The organism is Pseudomonas sp. zjy_15 (genome assembly GCF_043101865.1).
GTDB classification, from domain to species: domain Bacteria; phylum Pseudomonadota; class Gammaproteobacteria; order Pseudomonadales; family Pseudomonadaceae; genus Aquipseudomonas; species Aquipseudomonas putida_Y.
On sequence record NZ_JBICII010000050.1, the window covers coordinates 104,122 to 124,726 of the forward strand.

The window sequence follows — 20,605 nt, forward strand, 5'->3', positions numbered from 1 at the left end:
GACGCCCCTGTAGGAGCGGGTTTACCCGCGAAGAGGCCAGGACAGGTCAACCACGAAAATGGCTCGGCGCCACGCCGCTCCAGCGCTGGAAGGCATGCCGAAAACTGGCCGTCTCACTGAACCCCAAAGTCTCTGCAATCCGGTAGATCGGCATCTGTTCATCGGCCAGCAACTGCTTGGCCCGCTCGAACCTCAGCTCGTCCAGCAGCTGTTGATAACTGCAGCCCAGTGCCTGCAAATGCCGGCGCAGGGTGCGCGACGAGCAGTTCATTTGCCGCGCAAGCCCTTCCAGTCCAGGGGCTGCGTCCAGTTGCTGCGCCAGCAGCTGGCGAATCCGTCCCAGCCATGCCTGGCGACCGGTGAACTCAAGGTTCAGGCGCCGGCAGCGCTCACTCATGGCTTTGTGAGTAATCGGGTCGGCCAGCGGCAGCGGCATATCCAGCCATCGCCGTTCGAAGGCAAAGGCATTGTCCTCGGCGGCGAAACCGATCGGGCATTGAAACGCTCCGGCATAGAGCGCGTGGTAACCAGGGCGAGGGTGCTCAAAGCGTGCGCCAAGCAGCGGCAACGGACGGCCAAGCAGGTCGTCGCAGGTGACTTTCAGCGACACCAGGCAGAACTCGGCGTTGAAAGCGCTCAGCGCCGGGCTGTCCTGGTAATCGCTGGCGCTGAACCAGACACGTTGGCCGTCGTCGAGCAAGCGCAGCTTGAAGACTGTTCCCAGCAGTGCCGGATACTGCAGCGCCAGGCGTAATGCGTCACCCAAAGTGGCACTGGAGAGCAGTGCGTAACCGAGCATGCCGTAGCACGACACATGCATGCGCTGGCCCAGCTCCAGGCCAATGTCCTCGCGTCGGGCCACGGCATTGGCGCAAACCTGCAACTCCTGCTGGGTGGTGATGCGCGCATCGGCATGCCCCAGGTCTGCCGGGCCAATGCCGCTGCCGGCCAGCAGCGCTGAAGCCTCGCAACCGTCTGCCTGGAAGACGTTGAGAATCAGCGAAACTGCGTTGAGGGTGGTCAGGTGGCTGTGCAGCATGCTGGGTAATCCCGTGGGGCTGGGACGCATTATGGAGCAAGTTGTGTGCCGATATCGGGGCTGCAGGTAAACCACATACTCTGCAGGCGCGGTCTGGTGTCGCGAAGGCCCGCAAAAGCGGCCCCCAAAACCTTCAGGCAAAAAAAAGGCCCGAAGCAAGCGCTCGGGCCTTGGAAAGGTTGAGAGGTGTCTAGTCCCTCGACCTGGTGAGACTGTTTACAGCGGCCTGATTACGCCTTCAGCGGAACCAGACGTGGAGCGATCATGTTTTCCGGACGCAGGATGTCGTTGAGCATTGCGTCGTCCAGCAGCTTCTCTTCGCGCACCAGTTCCAGTACACCGCGGCCGCTTTCCAGGGCAACGCGGGCGATACGGGTGGCGTTCTCGTAGCCGATGTACGGGTTCAGTGCGGTAACCAGGCCGATCGAGTGCTCGACCAGTTCACGGCAGCGCTGTTCGTTGGCGGTGATGCCGACGATGCAGTGCTCGCGCAGCATGTCCATGGCACGTTGCAGCAGGCGGATCGAGTCGAAGATCTTGTAGGCGATCAGCGGTTCCATCACGTTCAACTGCAGCTGGCCACCTTCGGCGGCGACGGTCAGGGCCAGGTCGTTGCCCATGATGGCGAAGGCCACCTGGTTTACAGCTTCTGGAATAACCGGGTTGACCTTGCCTGGCATGATCGAGCTGCCTGGCTGACGCGCTGGCAGGTTGATCTCGTTGATGCCGGTGCGCGGGCCGCTGGACAGCAGGCGCAGGTCGTTACAGATCTTCGACAGCTTGACCGCAGTGCGTTTGAGCATGCCGGAGAACAGCACGAAGGCGCCCATGTCGGAGGTGGCTTCGATCAGGTCGGCAGCCGGTACCAGCGGATGGCCGCTGATGGTGGCCAGGCGCTGTACGGCCAAGGCCTGGTAGCCAGGGTCGGCGTTGATGCCAGTACCGATGGCGGTACCGCCCAGGTTGATTTCGGTCAGCAGTTCCGGAGCCAGCGAGCGCAGGCGCTGCAGGTCTTCGTTCATGGTGGTGGCGAAGGCTCGGAATTCCTGGCCCAGGGTCATCGGTACGGCGTCCTGCAGCTGGGTACGGCCCATCTTCAGTACGTGGTCGAATTCTTTACCCTTGGCAGCGAAGGCCTGGATCAGGCTATCAAGGCTGGCCAGCAGCGCGTCGTGACCCAGCAGCAGGCCCAGGCGAATTGCGGTCGGGTAGGCGTCGTTGGTCGACTGCGCCATGTTCACGTCGTTGTTGGGGTGCAGGTACTGGTACTCACCCTTCTGGTGGCCCATGGCCTCCAGCGCAACGTTGGCAATGACTTCGTTGGCGTTCATGTTGGTAGAAGTACCAGCGCCGCCCTGGATCATGTCAACCACGAACTGGTCGTGGTAATCGCCTTTGATCAGGCGGGCGCAGGCTGCGGAAATGGCAGCGTGCTTGGCATCGCTCAGGTGACCCAGCTCACGGTTGGCGTCGGCAGCGGCCTGCTTGACCATGGCCAGGGCCACGACCAGCTTCGGGTAATGCGACAGCGGAACACCAGAGAGGTGGAAGTTGTTGGCAGCGCGCAGGGTCTGGATGCCGTAGTAGGCATCTGCAGGAACTTCAAGGGTACCCAACAAGTCTTTTTCGACGCGGAACGATGCAGCAGAGGACATGATGTATATCATCTCGATTTTGACCCGGCACCTGCCGGAATGGCGCCAATCCTAGGCCTGAAGGTGTTTTTGCGGCCAATGCTATTGCACGCTAACCTATGCACAAACGGCATAGTGTTTCATGTGACGCCAATTGATATTCGAGCGTGTTCCATTTTGGTGCACGCCGGGAGATGTGCTTTGTGAACCTTGAAAGCAAATGGCTGGAAGACTTCAGCGCTCTGGCCGCTACCCGCAGTTTTTCCCAGGCGGCAGAGCGGCGTTTCGTTACTCAACCGGCCTTCAGCCGGCGCATTCGCAGCCTTGAGGCGGCGTTGGGCTTGCAACTGGTTAACCGCTCTCGCACACCCATCGAGCTGACCGAGGCCGGACAGCTATTTCTCGTCACGGCGCGTACTGTTGTCGACCAGTTGAGCGAAATTCTCCGCCATTTGCATCATCTTGAAGGCGGGCAGGGCGAAGTGGTGCAGGTAGCTGCGGCACACTCCTTGGCGTCGGGCTTCTTCCCCCGTTGGGTGGCCCAGTTGCGCAACGACGGTTTGAACATCGCCACCCGCCTGGTTGCGACTAACGTCGGAGATGCCGTACACGCACTGCGCGAAGGCGGTTGCGACCTGATGCTGGCTTTCTACGACCCGGACGCGGCCTTGCAGATGGATGCCGAAATCTTCCCGTCGCTGCACATGGGCACCACTGAAATGCTGCCGGTATGCGCCGTGGATGCCGATGGCAAGCCATTGTTCGACCTGGAAGGCGAGGGCAGCGTGCCATTGCTAGCCTATACCGCCGGCGCGTTCCTCGGCCGCTCGGTCAATTTACTGCTGCGCCAGCGCAACCTGCGTTATACCACCGTCTATGAAACCGCCATGGCCGACAGCCTCAAGAGCATGGCCCTGGAAGGGATGGGCATCGCTTGGGTGCCGCGTCTGTCGATGCGTGGCGAGCTCGAACGCGGTGAGTTGGCGATCTGCGGTGGTAGCCAATGGCATGTGCCGCTGGAAATCCGCCTGTATCGCTGCGCTTTGGTGCGTAAGGCTAACGTCCGCTTGCTATGGCGCAAGCTGGAGTCGTCTGGAGCACAAGGTGAAGCGTCACGTTGAGTTGCCTTTCAGGTAATCAGTGATATTTGCACGATTCCTGCCGCTGTAGCGGTAGCAGTTGGATCGTGTCGGTACACGGGGGCGTGTACGTTTCACACACCCAGCCATTGAACTTCAGTTCGGCGTCTTCATGCGTGGCACCTGGCAGATGGCCAATTTCATGAGCTGGGCACGGTGAGCGAGCGGGCTGCGGAAGCGCTTGGCAATTGCATGCCGAGTACCAGGCCAAACGAAAGTGCGAAGAAGCATGGAGCGTTCATGTAGACGTACCAAAATGCTCGAGTAAGGATGCAGGCTTACAGCACTCGTCGACCCCGAGGCGGCGGGAAAAAGTTGTCCCACGAGACAGCTTGCCCTTTGATCCGACATGTGCTTGTAGGGGTGGGCGGCCAGCCTTTAAATACGTTACAATCCCGCGCCTTCGGCCGACCTGGTCGATTCAGAATCCGTATGACAAGCCACGCCGGCCCACCTGCGTGGCTTGTTGCTTTTAGCGCGCCAGAAGGCGCTTGCAGGAGAGGCTCGACGATGAGTGCACTGGTTGGCGTGATCATGGGCTCCAAGTCCGATTGGTCCACCCTTAGCCACACCGCCGAAATGCTGGAAAAACTCGGCATTCCCTACGAAGTGAAGGTGGTCTCCGCCCACCGCACCCCGGATCTGCTGTTCCAGTATGCCGAGGAGGCTGAGGGCCGTGGCATCGAGGTGATCATCGCCGGTGCCGGTGGCGCAGCCCACCTGCCAGGCATGTGCGCCGCCAAGACCCACCTGCCGGTGCTGGGCGTGCCGGTGCAGTCGTCGATGCTGTCGGGCGTCGATTCGCTGCTGTCGATCGTGCAGATGCCAGCCGGCGTGCCGGTTGCCACCCTGGCCATCGGCCGTGCCGGTGCGGTCAACGCTGCCTTGTTGTCGGCCAGCATCCTGGGCGCCAAGTACCCGCAGTACCACGCGGCGTTGAAGCAGTTCCGCACGGAACAGACCGACACCGTGCTGGACAACCCAGACCCGCGCCAGGCTTGAGGCTCAACCCATGAAGATCGGTGTAATCGGTGGCGGCCAGCTCGGCCGCATGCTGGCCTTGGCGGGTACCCCGCTGGGCATGAACTTCGCCTTCCTCGACCCGGCCCCGGACGCCTGCGCTGCCCCCTTGGGCGAGCACCTGCGTGCCGACTACGGCGACCAGGATCACCTGCGCCAGCTGGCCGACGAAGTCGACCTGGTCACCTTCGAGTTCGAAAGCGTCCCGGCCGAGACCGTGGCCTTCCTCTCGCAGTTCGTGCCGGTGTACCCCAGCGCCGAATCGCTGCGCATCGCCCGTGACCGCCTGTTCGAAAAGAGCATGTTCCGCGACCTGGGCATTCCCACCCCGGCCTTTGCCGACATCCTCTCGCAGGCAGATCTGGACGCCGCAGTGGCCAGCATCGGCCTGCCGGCCGTGCTGAAAACCCGCACCCTGGGTTACGACGGCAAGGGCCAGAAGGTGCTGCGCACGCCAGAAGACGTGGTTGGTACGTTCGCCGAGCTGGGCAGCGTGCCATGCCTGCTGGAAGGCTTCGTGCCGTTCACCGGCGAAGTGTCGCTGGTGGCCGTGCGTGGCCGCGATGGCGAAACCCGCTTCTATCCGCTGGTGCACAACACCCACGAGAGCGGCATCCTGCGCTTGTCGGTAGCCAGCCAGGCACACCCGCTGCAGGCTTTGGCCGAAGATTACGTCGGCCGCGTGTTGCAGAAGCTGGATTACGTTGGCGTGATGGCCTTCGAGTTCTTCGAGGTTGACGGTGGCCTTAAGGCCAACGAAATCGCCCCGCGCGTGCACAACTCCGGGCACTGGACTATCGAAGGCGCCGAGTGCAGCCAGTTCGAGAACCATCTGCGTGCCGTTGCCGGCCTGCCACTTGGCTCGACCGCCAAGGTGGGTGAGAGCGCGATGCTCAACTTCATCGGTGAAGTGCCGGCCGTGGACAAGGTTGTCGCCATCGGGGACTGCCACCTGCACCACTACGGCAAAGCCTTCAAGGTTGGCCGCAAGGTAGGACACGCCACCCTGCGCTGCGCTGACATGGCTACCCTCGAGCGCAAGATTGCTGAAGTAGAGGCGCTGATCAGCAACTGATCGGGCTTCGAATCGAACTTCTGCAAGCGGCATGCCCTCTGAATATGGCAACAAGTCGAAGCCCGTCTAGGCTTTGGCTTGTTCCAACTTCACTGCAGAGGGATTGCCATGGGTATCATTGGAACCATCTTCATCGGCCTCATCGTCGGCCTGCTGGCCCGCTTCATCAAGCCGGGCGATGACAGCATGGGCTGGATCATGACCATCCTGCTGGGTATTGCCGGCTCCTTGGTGGCTACCTATGGCGGCCAGGCGCTGGGTATATACCAGGCTGGGCAAGCGGCGGGCTTCCTTGGCGCGCTGGTCGGTGCCGTGGTGCTGCTGGTGATCTACGGATTCATCAAGAAGCGCTGATTACTGGTTAGAATGCTCGGCAATTCATTCGAGTTGCCGAGCATTTTCATGCGTGCCTTTTTCCTCATCCCCTTGCTGTTGGCCAGTACCCTGGCCCATGCCGAACTGCCCGAAACCGACTGGCTGGAGCTGATGCCCAAGTCGGACCAGAAGGCACTCGAACAAATGCCTGAAATCGACCACAACTCGCCGGAAGCCATGGGCACTTTTACCGCCAAGGGTGGCCTCAAGCAGAGCAAGGGGCTGCCTGCGGTGATGTATTCGACCAAGACCGTGGCGGCCATGAATGGCAAGGACATCCGCCTAGGTGGCTACCCTGTGCCGCTGGAGAGTGACGCCAAGGGCAACAGCACGTTGTTCTTCCTGGTGCCGTACCCGGGTGCGTGCATCCATGTGCCGCCACCGCCGCCCAACCAGTTGGTACTGGTGCGCTACCCGAAAGGCCTGAAGATCGATGACATTTACACCCCGCTGTGGGTCAGCGGCAAGCTGAAGGTGGAAAAGGTCAGCAATGACCTGGCCGATGCGGCCTATGCACTGGATGCGGGGAAGGTGAGGGTGGTGGAGGATGCTGATCTCTGAACGGCTGTGCCGGCCTCTTCGCGGGTAAACCCGCTCCTACGGAACCTCCACAGGCCTTGCATGCCGCGAGGTATCTGTAGGAGCGGGTTTACCCGCGAAGAGGCCGGCACAGGCACTGTAAAACTCAGATCATTTCGCTGACAATCCTGACCCCCAGCGAACTGCTGCGCCCAGGCTCCAACTCCACCAGGTCATCCCACACATTCGCCGTCTCGATGCACAACATCCGCTGCCAGCCATCGTCAGCCATGTCTGCCAGCTCCTTGGCCCGCTCGGTCCAAGGGTTCCAGATCACCGCCGAGCGCGAGCCGCTGCTGGTCAAGGTAATCCGCCGATTCCAATGCGGGTCGACGATGCTCAGGGTCTGCGGGGTGTTCAGGTAGATCCGGTCAGTTTCCCCGGCAAACATCAGGGCCCCTTGCTGCTGGCGCTGTTCCCAGTCCGCCAGGGTCTCGATGTAACCCAGCCCGTCGACACCCTCGACTCGTGCCTGGCGCACATCGCTCACTGCGAAGTAGCTATGCAGGGCCTGGCTGATGGTCACGGGGGTATTGCCCATGTTGCGGCTGGTCAGGCTCAGTTTCAGGTCTGCGCCCATCTCCACCACCAGTTTCAGCTCGACATCATGGGGCCAACCGGGCAGGTCGCCCTGTGCTTCAGGCAGTTCGAACTCGATCCGCAGGGTCTCCTCCACGTCCTCGATACCCAGCAATTGCCAGTCACGCGTGCGCGCAAGCCCGTGGGCAGGCGCCTGTGCTCCGTGGTACATGGCCTGGACGGCCTGAGGGTTACGCTGCAGGTTGCCAAACCATGGCCAGCACACCGGTACCCCGGCGCGTACCGACTTGCCCTGGCGGAAGAGGGCCTGGTCGCTCAGCCACAGCAGTGGCGGTTCGCCTACCTGCTGGTAGCTGAGGACCTGTGCGCCTTGCTGGGCGATCAGGAGTTCGGCGCGGTCACTGCTGATACGCCAGCAGTTGAGTTCGCCATGTTGCTCGGTTACGACCTGAAAGGTAGCCATTGCGTTCTTCTCATTGATTGCCAGTGGGCCTTGGACCCGGGCAGATGCAATGAGTTTACCGCCAGCGTGGCTCAGCGACGAGGCACCGAGCGGGTACGACCACTGCCGTCGATGGCGACGAAGACGAATACCGCTTCGGTGACCTTGCGCCATTCGCTGGACAGCGGGTCGTCGCTCCACACCTCGACCATCATCTGGATCGAGCTGCGGCCGATTTCCAGGGTCTGGGTATAGAAAGACAGCTGTGCGCCGACCGCGACGGGCACCAGGAAGGCCATGCGGTCGATGGCTACGGTGGCTACGCGGCCGCCGGCGACACGGCTGGCCATGGCCGTGCCTGCCAGGTCCATCTGGGCAACCAGCCAACCACCGAAGATATCGCCGAAACCGTTGGTTTCTCGCGGCAGTGCGGTGATCTGCAAGGCCAGGTCGCCTTGCGGGATTGGATCTTCTTGTTCGAGCTCAATCATGCGATGGGGCCTCTGACCCGTGACGCTTTTCGTTGGTGTGGCGCAAAGGCCGGGTAAACGATTCAGCTTGAAACATACTACGCCGATTTCGTTTCACTGGGCGGCCGTAGGGAAACTCTGCGAAACCGCCCGACAATAGTGACCGGCGTTTTCGCACAACATCCCACGTCAGGAGCAACATAATCCTACGAACTGCCAGTATATAGGGCATAACGGCCAGCGACGACCGCGTATTCATGAATATCTGTGTGGATTTTGTATCGCTTTCGGCGTAGCTCGGCAATTTGCTATCTTCGCCTGTCTCCAATCCAGAAGCCGCGCGCCAAGCGGCCTGCATGCCCTACAAAGAGAACAACGAGCGATGACTTCCGTGCCGAGCAGTATCGAGCAGCCCTCGCGGCCGCTGACCCGCAGCGACTACAAGACCCTCTCACTGTCCGCCCTGGGCGGCGCGCTGGAGTTCTACGATTTCATCATCTTCGTGTTCTTCGCCACGGTGGTGGGCAAGTTGTTCTTCCCGGCCGACATGCCCGAGTGGCTGCGGCTGATGCAAACATTCGGCATCTTCGCCGCCGGCTACCTGGCGCGGCCGCTGGGCGGCATCATCATGGCTCACTTCGGCGACTTGCTCGGGCGCAAGAAGATGTTCACCCTGAGCATCTTCATGATGGCCCTGCCGACCCTGATCATGGGCCTGCTGCCGACGTATGCGCAGATCGGCATGTGGGCACCGATCCTGCTGTTGCTGATGCGCGTGATCCAGGGCGCGGCAATCGGCGGCGAAGTACCGGGCGCATGGGTGTTCGTCTCTGAACACGTGCCGGCTCGCAACACCGGCTACGCCTGCGGCACCCTGACCGCCGGCCTGACCGCCGGCATTCTGCTGGGCTCGCTGGTAGCGACCTTGATCAACAGCGTGTACAGCGCGGAAGAGGTGGCTGACTACGCCTGGCGTATCCCGTTCCTGCTTGGCGGTGTGTTCGGCCTGTTCTCGGTTTATCTGCGCCGTTGGCTGCACGAAACCCCGGTGTTCGCCGAAATGCAGCAACGCAAGGCACTGGCGGAGGAGTTGCCACTGCGCGCCGTGCTGCGTGACCATCGTGGTCCGATCATCCTGTCGATGCTGCTGACCTGGATGCTTTCGGCCGGCATCGTGGTGGTCATCCTGATGACCCCGGCGCTGCTGCAGAGCATCTACCACATCAGCCCGACCGACTCGCTCAAGGCCAACAGCCTGGCCATCGTGTTGCTCAGCTTCGGCTGTATTGGTGCCGGCAGCCTGGCTGACCGGTATGGGGCGGGTCGGGTGTTCGTGATCGGCAGCCTGCTTTTGCTGGCCAGTTCCTGGGTCTTCTACCACAGCCTGCCGACCCGGCCCGAGTTGCTGTTCCCCCTGTATGCCGTGACCGGCCTGTGCGTGGGCGTGATTGGCGCAGTGCCTTATGTCATGGTCAAGGCGTTCCCGGCGGTGGTGCGTTTCAGCGGGCTGTCGTTCTCGTACAACGTGGCCTACGCCATCTTTGGCGGGCTGACGCCGATGGTGGTGACCGCGCTGCTGAAGGTGAGCCCGATGGCGCCTGCCTACTACGTGGCAGGCCTGTGCGCCGTTGGTCTGGCTGTGGGCCTGTACCTGCTCGCCAACAAGCGCTGATCTGCGCTACGGCTACTGGCCTCTTCGCGGCTAAAGCCGCTCCTACAGGGTTTTGCACAAGCCTCAAGGCCGACACCAAACCTGTAGGAGCGGCTTTAGCCGCGAAGTGGCCAGACCAGCTTCCAGTGATGGCCTTTCATCCAATTGTCATAATGAAGTCATATCGTATTCATGCGGCCTGCCGATACTTGGGCCCGTTCCATCCAACACCCCAATATTCCTGCTAGGAGCAAGGCATGAAACTGAAGCGTTTGATGGCGGCCCTTACCTTTGCCGCCGCTGGCGTTGCAACCGCCAACGCGGTAGCCGCTGTCGATCCTGCGATCCCGACCTACACCAAGACCACTGGTGTATCGGGCAACCTCTCCAGCGTCGGTTCCGACACCCTCGCGAACCTCATGACTCTGTGGGCCGAGGCCTACAAGAAGGAATATCCGAACGTAAACATCCAGATCCAGGCTGCCGGCTCCTCTACCGCGCCACCCGCGCTGACCGAAGGCACCGCCAACCTCGGCCCGATGAGCCGCAAGATGAAGGACGTCGAGCTGCAAGCCTTCGAGCAGAAGTACGGCTACAAGCCGACCGCCATCCCGGTTGCCGTCGACGCCCTGGCCGTGTTCGTGCACAAGGACAACCCAATCAAGGGCCTGACCATGGCTCAGGTCGACGCCATCTTCTCCTCCACTCGCCTGTGCGGTGGCAAGGCCGACATCAAGACCTGGGGCGACGTCGGTGTGACCGGTGACCTGGCCAACAAGCCAATTCAGTTGTTCGGCCGCAACTCGGTATCCGGCACCTACGGCTACTTCAAGGAAGAAGCCCTGTGCAAAGGCGACTTCAAGCCTAACGTCAACGAACAGCCTGGCTCGGCTTCGGTCGTGCAGTCGATCAGCTCCTCGCTGAACGGCATCGGCTACTCGGGTATTGGCTACAAGACCGCCAGCGTCAAGACCGTAGCCCTGGCCAAGAAAGAAGGCGGCGAGTTTGTTGAAGACAACGAAGCCAACGCCCTGAACGGCACCTACCCGCTGTCGCGCTTCCTGTACGTCTACGTAAACAAGGCGCCGAACAAGCCTCTGGCCCCGCTGGAAGCCGAGTTCGTCAAGCTGGTGCTGTCGCAAGCGGGCCAGCAGGTGGTGGTGAAGGACGGCTACATCCCGCTGCCGGCAAAAGTCGTCGACAAGACCCTGGCTGACCTGGGCCTGTCGCACACCGGTAACGTTGCAAAGAAGTAAGTAATTAAGAAGAGGCCGGTGCCACTGCCCGGCCTCTTCCACGCATTTTCAGTCCGAAGCCAGGCTCCCTGTGCGGCGGGCTTTCGCGCGTCACCACTTTGTAATGTTTTTGTCACACGGGACCGCTAGGGTGTGCGCATGAATGATCTGGCCAATTCCAACATGACCCAAAACTCCCAGCCCGTGCGCATTGATTTCAATACGCCCGAGTTGCAACGCAAGCGGCGCATGCGCGCGCTCAAGGACCGCCTGACCCGCTGGTACGTACTGGTAGGCGGGCTTGCCGTATTGGCGGCCATCACGCTGATCTTCTTCTACCTGGCTTATGTGGTGTTGCCACTGTTCCAGGGCGCCGAGCTGACCAGCAAGAAGGCCCTGGAGCCGACATGGCTGCAGCAGGATGCCGGTAAGCCACTGATGATCGCGCTTGAAGAGCAGAATCAGGTGGGGATGCGTGTTTCGGACAAGGGCCAGGCACTGTTCTTCGATACCAAGACCGGTAACGAACTCAAGCGTGTCGATCTGGCAGTGCCGGCGGACACCCAGGTTACTTCCATCAGTACTGACCAGCCGGGCAGCGCGCTGGTGGTACTGGGCTTGTCCAATGGTCAGGCCCTGGTGTTCCACCACACCTACAAGATCACCTACCCGGACAACAAGAAAACCATCACCCCTGGCATCGATTACCCGTACGGCGAGCAATCGTTCGTGCTCGACGAGCAGGGGCGTGCGCTGGACCATGTCAGCGTCAACGTCAATGGGGACACCCTGCTGCTGGCCGGCTCTACTGGTGCTCAGCTGCAGGTGGTCGAACTGACCCGCACGGAAAACATGATGACCGAAGAGGTCACCACCGAGCAGAACCGCATCGACCTGCCGCAAATGACCGAAACGGTGAAGAATATCTTCATCGACCCACGCCAGCACTGGCTGTATGTGATCAACGGTCGCGCCACGGCCGATGTGTTCAGCCTGCGCGACAAGAGCCTCAACGGCCGTTATAAGCTGTCTGAAAGCGCCGACACCGAAATTACCGCCACCGCCCAGCTGGTTGGTGGCATTTCGCTGATCATCGGTGACTCCAAGGGGGGGCTGGCCCAATGGTTCATGGCCCGTGACCCGGATGGCGAATCGCGCTTCAAGCAGATCCGTACCTTCCAGATGGGCAAGGCGCCAATCGTGCAGATCGACGCCGAAGAGCGCCGCAAGGGCTTCATCGCCCTGGACGCCGAAGGCAAACTGGGCGTGTTCCACAGCACTGCACACCGAACCCTGCTGGTTGAGCCGGCTGCCGAAGGCCCTGGCACGCTGGCCCTGTCGCCACGCGCCAACCGCATCATCATCGAAGAAGGCGGCAAGCTGTTGCCGTTGAGCCTGCGTAACCCGCACCCGGAAGTTTCGTTCAGCGCGCTGTGGGGCAAGGTGTGGTACGAGAACTATGACGAGCCGAAATACGTCTGGCAATCGACCGCTTCGAACACTGACTTCGAGCCCAAACTGAGCCTGTCGCCGCTGACCTTCGGTACCTTGAAGGCCGCGTTCTACGCCATGATCCTGGCTGCCCCGCTGGCCATTGCCGCAGCCATCTATACCGCCTACTTCATGGCCCCGCGCATGCGCCGCAAGGTCAAGCCAGTGATCGAGTTGATGGAAGCGATGCCGACGGTGATCCTTGGCTTCTTCGCCGGCCTGTTTTTGGCCCCGTACCTGGAAGGCCACCTGCCCGGTGTGTTCAGCCTGTTCCTGCTGATGCCGATCGGTATCCTGCTGGCCGGCTTTTTCTGGAGCCGACTGCCGGAGTCGATCCGCCTGCGTGTACCGGATGGTTGGGAAGCGGCGATCCTGATTCCGGTCATCCTGTTCACCGGCTGGTTCGCCCTGACCATGAGCCCGCATCTGGAAAGCTGGTTCTTCGGCGGCGACATGCGCCTGTGGATCACCAACGACTTGGGTATCACCTACGACCAGCGCAACGCCCTTGTAGTCGGTATCGCCATGGGCTTCGCGGTCATCCCGAACATCTACTCGATTGCCGAAGACGCCGTGTTCAGTGTGCCGCGCAGTCTGACCCTGGGCTCGCTGGCACTGGGCGCGACGCCTTGGCAGACGCTGACCCGCGTGGTCATCCTCACTGCCAGCCCGGGCATCTTCTCGGCGTTGATGATCGGCATGGGCCGTGCGGTAGGCGAGACCATGATCGTGCTGATGGCGACCGGCAACACACCGGTGATGGAGATGAACCTGTTCGAGGGCATGCGCACCCTGGCCGCCAACGTGGCTGTGGAAATGCCGGAATCGGAAGTCGGTGGCAGCCACTATCGCGTGCTGTTCCTGGCCGCCCTGGTGCTGCTGATGTTCACCTTCGTCATGAACACCTTGGCCGAGCTGATTCGCCAGCGTCTGCGCAAGAAATACTCGTCGCTTTGATAGAAAGGTAGCGATCCGTGAAAAAGGATTCCCTCAAAGGCTGGTTCAAGAGCGGCGCCCCAGGCGTCTGGATGAGCGGCGGTGCGGTGGCCATGGCCGTGATCATGACCGTCGGCCTGCTGGCGGTGATCGCCGTGCGTGGCCTGGGCCACTTCTGGCCAGCCGATCTTGTCCAGGCCACCTACAAGGTGCCGGGTCAGGCCGATCACGTCGTCATTGGTGAAGTGGTGCAGAAGGAGGAAGTACCCCGAGCTCGTCTGAAGGGGGCTGGCCTGCCGGTGCCTGACCAGGGGCCGGAGTTCATGACCCGAGAGCTGATCAAGGTGGGTAACCGCGACCTCAATGGTAGCGACTTCACCTGGGTGGTCGGCGACTGGCTGGTCGATGAGCAACACCCAGCCGACCTGATTGCCGTGGAACGCCGTGAGTGGGGCAATTTTTACGGCTACCTGGTCAGCGTCAAGGAAGAAGGCCGCGTAGTCGCCGAGGGGCCTGCCGCCTGGAACGAACTGCAGGCCCGTCTCAAACGCGCCAACCAGCTCAACAACGAGCTGCAAAGCCTCGAGAAGAAGGATATCGGGGCCATCAACCATGGCCTCGAGCGCCTGCGCTTGCAGGCGCGCAAGCTGGAGCTGGACGGCAAGCTGGACGCCGCCGCGCAAGCCGACATGGACGCCGACCGTGCCGAACTGAACAGCCGCTACAAGGCTATCGAAGACCGCCTGACTGGCCTGCACCAGGCCTTTGCCCGTGACAGCCTGGTGGCCCGCGATGCCAATGGCCGTGAAGTGGAAATCAACCTGAGCAAGGTGGTGCATGCCATTCAGCCGAACGGCATGTCGGCGCTCACCAAGTTGGGTACTTATTTCGGCAAGGTCTGGGAGTTCCTCAGCGACGACCCGCGTGAAGCCAACACCGAGGGCGGTATCTTCCCTGCCATCTTCGGTACCGTGATGATGACCTTGATCATGGCTGTGATCGTCACCCCGTTCGGCGTGCTGGCTGCCGTTTACCTGCGTGAATACGCCAGGCAGGGTCCGGTCACCCGGCTTATCCGCATTGCGGTGAACAACCTGGCCGGTGTTCCTGCGATCGTCTACGGTGTGTTCGGTCTGGGCTTCTTCGTCTACGTACTGGGTGGTTCGATCGACCGCCTGTTCTTCCCGGAAGCACTGCCGGCGCCGACGCTGGGTACCCCGGGGCTGCTGTGGGCATCGCTGACTCTGGCATTGCTGGCGGTGCCGGTGGTGATCGTGGCCACCGAAGAAGGCCTGGCGCGTATCCCGCGCACCGTGCGTGAAGGCTCGTTGGCGTTGGGTGCAACCAAGGCCGAGACCCTGTGGAAAATCGTCCTGCCCATGGCCAGTCCGGCCATGATGACCGGCATGATCCTTGCCGTGGCCCGTGCCGCCGGCGAAGTGGCGCCGCTGATGCTGGTGGGTGTGGTGAAGCTGGCGCCATCGCTGCCGGTGGATGGTAACTACCCGTATCTGCATCTGGACCAGAAGATCATGCACCTGGGCTTCCACATCTATGACGTCGGCTTCCAGAGCCCGAACGTCGAAGCCGCTCGGCCGCTGGTATACGCCACTGCGCTGCTGCTGGTGCTGGTAATCGCGACCCTCAACCTCTCTGCCGTGTGGATCCGCAACCACCTGCGCGAGAAGTACAAGGCGCTGGACAGCTGACCCTGATAGCAAGCGTGCCGCCCGTAAGCCGGGCGGGCCTTTGAAACGAATTGATAGCGTATGGAGTTGACCATGCAGCAAGATTCCCACACCCATGGCATCGACATGTCTGCCTTGGGCCGCAACAAGCAGAGCCTGCGCCTGGCTGAAGAAACCGTGGCCATCGAAGTGCCGGGCCTGAGCCTGTTCTATGGCGACAAGCAAGCGCTGTTCGACGTACAGATGAACATCCCAAAGCAGCGTGTGACCGCCTTCATCGGCCCGTCCGGCTGCGGCAAGTCGACCCTGCTGCGTACCTTCAACCGGATGAACGACCTGGTTGACGGTTGCCGTGTGGAAGGTGCCATCAACCTGTATGGCAACAACATCTACCGCAAGGGCGAAGACGTTGCCGAACTGCGCCGGCGTGTGGGCATGGTGTTCCAGAAGCCGAACCCGTTCCCCAAGACCATCTACGAGAACGTGGTCTACGGCCTGCGCATCCAGGGCATCAACAAGAAGCGCGTGCTCGATGAAGCCGTCGAGTGGGCGTTGAAGGGCGCCGCCTTGTGGGACGAGGTCAAGGATCGCCTGCACGAGTCGGCGCTGGGCCTGTCCGGTGGCCAGCAGCAGCGTCTGGTCATCGCCCGTACCATTGCCGTGGAGCCGGAGGTGTTGCTGCTTGACGAGCCGTGCTCGGCGCTGGACCCGATCTCGACCTTGAAGGTCGAAGAACTGATCTACGAATTGAAATCCAAGTACACCATCGTCATCGTGACCCACAACATGCAGCAAGCGGCGCGTGTTTCGGACTACACCGCGTTCATGTACATGGGCAAACTGGTCGAATTCGGGGATACCGATACCCTGTTCACCAACCCGGCGAAGAAGCAGACCGAAGACTACATTACCGGTCGCTACGGCTAAGCGCCGCTCGCGAAACAGGCACCTCGGTGTCTGGCACCGGCGTTGCCGGTGTTCGCGGGTAAACCCGCTCCTACAGGGCCGCGCTACCAAAGGACAAAACGATGATCAACAAAGAAAGCCTTACCCATCACATTTCCCAGCAGTTCAACGCCGAGCTCGAAGAGGTGCGCAGCCACCTGCTGGCCATGGGCGGGCTGGTGGAAAAGCAGGTCAACGACGCGGTTACCGCGCTGATCGAAGCCGACTCTGGTCTGGCCCAGCAAGTGCGCGAGGTTGACGAGCAGATCAACCAGATGGAGCGCAACATCGACGAGGAGTGCTTGCGCATCCTCGCCCGCCGCCAGCCAGCGGCCTCGGACCTGCGCCTGATCATCAGCATTTCCAAGTCGGTGATCGACTTGGAACGCATCGGTGACGAGTCGACCAAGATCGCCCGCCGCGCCATCCAGCTGTGCGAAGAGGGCGAGTCGCCACGTGGCTATGTCGAGGTACGCCATATTGGCGACCAGGTGCGCAACATGGTCCGTGATGCGCTGGACGCCTTTGCCCGCTTCGACGCCGACCTGGCGCTGTCGGTGGCCCAGTACGACAAGACCATCGACCGCGAATACAAGACCGCGCTGCGTGAACTGGTGACCTACATGATGGAAGACCCGCGCTCTATCTCGCGGGTGCTGAGCGTGATCTGGGTGCTGCGTTCACTGGAGCGTATTGGCGACCATGCGCGCAACATCTCCGAACTGGTGATCTATCTGGTGCGCGGCACCGATGTGCGCCACATGGGGCTCAAGCGCATGACGGCAGAAGTGCAGGGCACTGCTGTCGCCAACGGCGAAAAGGCTAATGTTCTGGGCGAATCTGACGATAAGTAAGGTTGCTCCCGAGCATCGACGCCCGGCCTTGGCCGGGCGTTTTCGTTTGCGGTCGAGAGCCGGCAGGCACCCGCGAACGATGTGAAGAGGTCCCGGCGTGACCAGGTTGTGGCAAGTAGCCATCATTGGCAGTAGGCTAGACGGGATTCGTAAGGAGTATCGATGAGTAAAGTGAATGTGCTGGTCGTGGATGACGCCCCGTTTATCCGTGATCTGGTCCGCAAGTGTCTGCGTAATGCCTTCCCGGGTATGGCCATCGACGACGCGGTCAACGGTCGCAAGGCCATGGCCATGCTCGGCAAGGAAGCGTTCGACCTGGTCCTGTGCGACTGGGAAATGCCGGAAATGTCAGGCCTGGAACTGCTTACCTGGTGCCGTCAGCAGCCTGCACTGAAAAATCTGCAGTTCATCATGGTGACCAGCCGTGGTGACAAGGAAAACGTCATTCAGGCGATCCAGGCGGGCGTTTCCGATTTTGTAGGCAAGCCGTTCACCAACGAGCAACTGCTGACCAAGGTAAAGAAAGCCCTGACCAAGATCGGCAAGCTCGACAGCCTGATGGCCATCGGCCCGGCACGAGCCAATTCGGCGTTTGCCAACGATTCGTTGAACGCGCTGACTGCGGGCAAGCCGGAAGCGGTCAAGGTTGCGGCGCCAGCGCCGGCGTCGGCCAAGCCTTTGGTCGCGGCTCCTGCACCTGCTGCCCCCGCGCCGAGCGGTCGTGGCCAGGGCCAGCTGCGCCTGGCCAGTGGTACGCAGCCATGTGTGATCAAGGCGTTGAGCCTGAAAGAGGCACTGCTGGTGGTACGCCGCAGCGAAGCGCTGCCACAGGTGCTGGAAGGTGCGGTGCTGGACCTGGAGCAGGGCGAAAGTGCCGAAGTCGCTCGCCTGAACGGCTACCTGCATGCTGTCGCGGCGCTGGAGCCAAAACCAGACAGTGACTGGTTGCAGTTGACGTTCAAGTTTGTCGACCAGGATGCCCAGAAGCTCGACTACCTTTCTCGGTTGATCGCCCGCGGCACTGCGCAGAAGCACTTCACACCTGGTGGCTGACCCCGGCCCCGCGCCATGCTTTTGGCAGGAGCAGCACAAGGTGCTCCTGGCAAAAGCTCGCGTCGCCCATCCGACCAGCTGCAATACCGACCGTAAAACCCGCTGCTAGGCTTCGACAGATCATAACTGTCAAAAAGCCACTATCATGCCCGCCCGCCTGCTGCTGTTCTGTGCATTGCTCATGGCCTCAGCGTCGAGCCAGGGCGTGACGCTCTACAAGATCACCGACGATTCCGGTGTCATCTCCTATTCCGACCGGCCTGGCCCCGGCGCCAAGCCCTTGGTGCTGCGCGAGCCCATGGTCGAAACGCTCGAAGGCCAAGTGCGGCTGAATGCGAAAACCTTCGACGGTGGCGTGAGCTTTTCCGCACGTAACGAGCTGCATGTGCCGGTAGAGGTAGAGTTGCGGCTGGACAACCTGGTCAACGCACAAGGCGGCGATGCCCCGCGTATCGTGCGCCGGCTGCTGCCGCCGCGCAGCACGCAGATGCTCAGTGTGCTCAGGGGGCGGCCCGGGCTGCTGCTGAACTACCGTTCGACCCTGCTGCAGGCCATGGGTGACCCGGGCAAACGGCCCCAGGGCTTCCGCTATGCGTTCCCGTGGATTGGCGGGCCGTTCCGTGTCACTCAGGGCCCCAATGGTCGCGTCAGTCATTTTGGACCCAAAGGGCGCTACGCCATGGATATCGCCATGCCCGAAGGCACCACCATCATCGCGGCGCGGGAAGGGGTGGTGGTGAAGACGGAGAACAGCCAGAGCGGGCGCGGCCCCAACCCCTCGGGTAACTTTGTCAGGATTTTGCACCCCGATGGCACCATGGGCGTATACCTTCACCTGATGCGCGGTTCGGTGGTGGTGGCGGAGGGGCAACGGGTACGGCAGGGCCAGATGCTGGCCAAGTCGGGCAATACCGGCAACAGCACTGGGCCGCACCTGCATTTTGTGGTGCAGCGCAATGTGGGGTTGGCGCTGGAGTCGATACCTTACCGCTTCGACAGGCCGATCAGCGGGATGCCGGATTTCACTGCCGGCAACCCCTGAGCGATTTGGCCATCAATCCAGCTTCAGCACCTTGGCCAGTACGATCTTGGGCCCTTTCATCTTCTTGATGATGATGCGCAGCCCTTCGACCTCCAGCGACTCCTCTTCTTCAGGCACGCGCTTGAGCGTTTCGTAAATCAGCCCGGCCAAGGTTTCTGCCTCGATGTGGTCAAGGTCGATACCCAGCAAGCGCTCGACCTTGAACAGGGGGGTGTCGCCGCGCACCAGCAGCTTGCCCGGCTGGTAGGCGAGAATGCCACGCTCGGTCTTGCGGTGTTCGTCCTGGATGTCGCCTACCAGCACTTCCAGCACGTCTTCCATGGTCAGGTAGCCGATCACCTTGCCATCGGCTTCCTCGACCAGCACGAAGTGCGCTCCGCCCTTACGGAACTGCTCCAGCAACTGGGCCAGCGGCATGTGCCGCGACACGCGTTCGAGTGGCCGGGCAAGGTCCTCCAGGTCGATGGTCTCTGGCAAGTGCTCCAGCTCAGCCAGCTCCAGCAGCAGGTCCTTGATGTGCAACAGACCGGTGAATTCTTCGCGCTCGGCGTCGTACACCGGGTAGCGGCTGAACTTGTGGCGGCGCACCAGGGCCAGGATCTGCTTCAGAGGCGCATGAGCGTCGATGCTGATCATGTCCTCACGCGAGTTGGCCCAGTCGACCACTTCCAGCTCGCCCATTTCCACGGCCGAGGCCAGCACGCGCATGCCTTGGTCGCTTGGGTCCTGGCCACGGCTGGAGTGCAGGATCAGCTTGAGCTCTTCGCGGCTGTAGTGGTGTTCGTGGTGCGGGCCAGGCTCGCCCTGGCCCGCAATGCGCAGGATGGTGTTGGCACTGGCATTGAGCAGGTAGATGGCCGGGTACATCGCCCAGTAGAACAGGTACAGCGGCACGGCAGTCCACAGCGACAGCAGCTCTGGCTTGCGGATAGCCCAGGACTTGGGTGCCAGCTCGCCGACCACGATGTGCAGGTACGAGATGACGAAGAAGGCGACGAAGAACGAGATGCCCTTGATCAGCTCGGCGCTGTCCACGCCGAAATAGGCCAGCAATGGCTCCAGCAGGTGGGCGAAGGCGGGCTCACCCACCCAGCCCAGGCCCAGCGAGGCGAGTGTGATGCCCAACTGGCAGGCCGACAGGTAGGCGTCGAGCTGGTTGTGAACCTTGCGCAGGATGTTGCCGCGCCAGCCGTGCTTTTCGGCGATGGCCTCTACGCGTGTGGCGCGCAGCTTGACCATGGCGAACTCCGCAGCAACGAAGAAGCCGTTGAGCAGCACCAGCAGGAAGGCAAAAATGATCATGCCGAAATCGGCGAATAACGAGGTGAGGCTGATACCAGAAGAAGGGTCCATGATGGAGTTTTTACGGGGTCCGTCTTTGAGATAGAGAGAAAAAA

18 protein-coding genes are annotated in these 20,605 nt (G+C 61.5%); 13 read left to right on the forward strand and 5 right to left on the reverse strand.

The window, feature by feature from the left end; genetic code table 11:
- Positions 1 to 46 precede the first annotated feature (46 nt).
- Positions 47 to 1,039 (reverse strand): AraC family transcriptional regulator, encoded by a 993-nt coding sequence (locus tag ACF8EF_RS09445; RefSeq protein ID WP_392461483.1) that lies wholly within the window; start codon positions 1,037 to 1,039, stop codon positions 47 to 49.
- Positions 1,040 to 1,269: 230 nt separating this feature from the next.
- Entirely contained in the window at positions 1,270 to 2,694 is a 1,425-nt protein-coding gene (gene aspA, locus ACF8EF_RS09450; RefSeq protein WP_176682916.1) for an aspartate ammonia-lyase, read from the reverse strand.
- 182 nt (positions 2,695 to 2,876) lie between these two features.
- Here aspA and ACF8EF_RS09455 point away from each other — a divergent pair, with 182 nt between their 5' ends.
- From ACF8EF_RS09455 to ACF8EF_RS09475, 5 genes are all read left to right on the forward strand, one after another.
- On the forward strand, positions 2,877 to 3,794 hold the full coding sequence (locus ACF8EF_RS09455) for a LysR substrate-binding domain-containing protein (protein ID WP_176682915.1): 918 nt from the start codon (positions 2,877 to 2,879) through the stop codon (positions 3,792 to 3,794).
- A 528-nt stretch (positions 3,795 to 4,322) separates the two neighbouring features.
- A complete protein-coding gene (gene purE / locus ACF8EF_RS09460) occupies positions 4,323 to 4,814 on the forward strand; it encodes a 5-(carboxyamino)imidazole ribonucleotide mutase (protein ID WP_176682914.1) in 492 nt (163 codons plus the stop codon).
- Between the two features lie 10 nt (positions 4,815 to 4,824).
- A complete protein-coding gene (locus ACF8EF_RS09465; protein WP_176682913.1) occupies positions 4,825 to 5,907 on the forward strand; it encodes a 5-(carboxyamino)imidazole ribonucleotide synthase in 1,083 nt (360 codons plus the stop codon).
- 108 nt (positions 5,908 to 6,015) lie between these two features.
- The gene (locus ACF8EF_RS09470; protein ID WP_176682912.1) at positions 6,016 to 6,261 is read left to right on the forward strand and encodes a GlsB/YeaQ/YmgE family stress response membrane protein; all 246 of its coding nucleotides are present in this window, start codon (positions 6,016 to 6,018) and stop codon (positions 6,259 to 6,261) included.
- Positions 6,262 to 6,309: 48 nt separating this feature from the next.
- A complete protein-coding gene (locus ACF8EF_RS09475) occupies positions 6,310 to 6,843 on the forward strand; it encodes a DUF3299 domain-containing protein (protein WP_176682911.1) in 534 nt (177 codons plus the stop codon).
- Positions 6,844 to 6,967: 124 nt separating this feature from the next.
- On the opposite strand, the gene ACF8EF_RS09480 is transcribed toward ACF8EF_RS09475, so the two are convergent.
- On the reverse strand, positions 6,968 to 7,864 hold the full coding sequence (locus ACF8EF_RS09480) for a D-hexose-6-phosphate mutarotase (protein ID WP_176682910.1): 897 nt from the start codon (positions 7,862 to 7,864) through the stop codon (positions 6,968 to 6,970).
- A 71-nt stretch (positions 7,865 to 7,935) separates the two neighbouring features.
- Positions 7,936 to 8,334: an acyl-CoA thioesterase gene (locus tag ACF8EF_RS09485; RefSeq protein WP_003253317.1), complete on the reverse strand. Its 399-nt coding sequence runs from the start codon at positions 8,332 to 8,334 to the stop codon at positions 7,936 to 7,938.
- Positions 8,335 to 8,695: 361 nt separating this feature from the next.
- Between ACF8EF_RS09485 and ACF8EF_RS09490 the strand changes: the two genes are divergently transcribed.
- The 8 genes from ACF8EF_RS09490 (at position 8,696) to ACF8EF_RS09525 (ending at position 19,208) form a co-directional block, all read left to right on the forward strand.
- Positions 8,696 to 9,985 (forward strand): MFS transporter, encoded by a 1,290-nt coding sequence (locus ACF8EF_RS09490; RefSeq protein WP_014592874.1) that lies wholly within the window; start codon positions 8,696 to 8,698, stop codon positions 9,983 to 9,985.
- 236 nt (positions 9,986 to 10,221) lie between these two features.
- Positions 10,222 to 11,220 carry a phosphate ABC transporter substrate-binding protein PstS gene (locus ACF8EF_RS09495; protein WP_176682909.1) on the forward strand — a complete coding sequence of 333 codons (999 nt, stop codon included), beginning with the start codon at positions 10,222 to 10,224 and terminating at the stop codon, positions 11,218 to 11,220.
- A 138-nt stretch (positions 11,221 to 11,358) separates the two neighbouring features.
- Entirely contained in the window at positions 11,359 to 13,647 is a 2,289-nt protein-coding gene (locus ACF8EF_RS09500; protein WP_176682908.1) for an ABC transporter permease subunit, read from the forward strand.
- A 71-nt stretch (positions 13,648 to 13,718) separates the two neighbouring features.
- Complete coding sequence (pstA, locus tag ACF8EF_RS09505; protein WP_176683051.1) at positions 13,719 to 15,335, forward strand: phosphate ABC transporter permease PstA; 1,617 nt, start codon at positions 13,719 to 13,721, stop codon at positions 15,333 to 15,335.
- Positions 15,336 to 15,407: 72 nt separating this feature from the next.
- Entirely contained in the window at positions 15,408 to 16,241 is an 834-nt protein-coding gene (gene pstB, locus ACF8EF_RS09510) for a phosphate ABC transporter ATP-binding protein PstB (protein ID WP_021785270.1), read from the forward strand.
- Between the two features lie 101 nt (positions 16,242 to 16,342).
- Positions 16,343 to 17,113, forward strand: coding sequence for a phosphate signaling complex protein PhoU (gene phoU / locus ACF8EF_RS09515; RefSeq protein ID WP_176682907.1), 771 nt, complete (start codon positions 16,343 to 16,345; stop codon positions 17,111 to 17,113).
- A gap of 162 nt (positions 17,114 to 17,275) precedes the next feature.
- The gene (locus tag ACF8EF_RS09520; RefSeq protein ID WP_176682906.1) at positions 17,276 to 18,166 is read left to right on the forward strand and encodes a response regulator; all 891 of its coding nucleotides are present in this window, start codon (positions 17,276 to 17,278) and stop codon (positions 18,164 to 18,166) included.
- A 145-nt stretch (positions 18,167 to 18,311) separates the two neighbouring features.
- On the forward strand, positions 18,312 to 19,208 hold the full coding sequence (locus ACF8EF_RS09525; protein WP_176682905.1) for a peptidoglycan DD-metalloendopeptidase family protein: 897 nt from the start codon (positions 18,312 to 18,314) through the stop codon (positions 19,206 to 19,208).
- Positions 19,209 to 19,220: 12 nt separating this feature from the next.
- Here the strand turns inward: ACF8EF_RS09525 and ACF8EF_RS09530 are convergent, their stop codons facing one another.
- Entirely contained in the window at positions 19,221 to 20,561 is a 1,341-nt protein-coding gene (locus tag ACF8EF_RS09530) for a hemolysin family protein (protein WP_176682904.1), read from the reverse strand.
- Positions 20,562 to 20,605 lie beyond the last annotated feature (44 nt).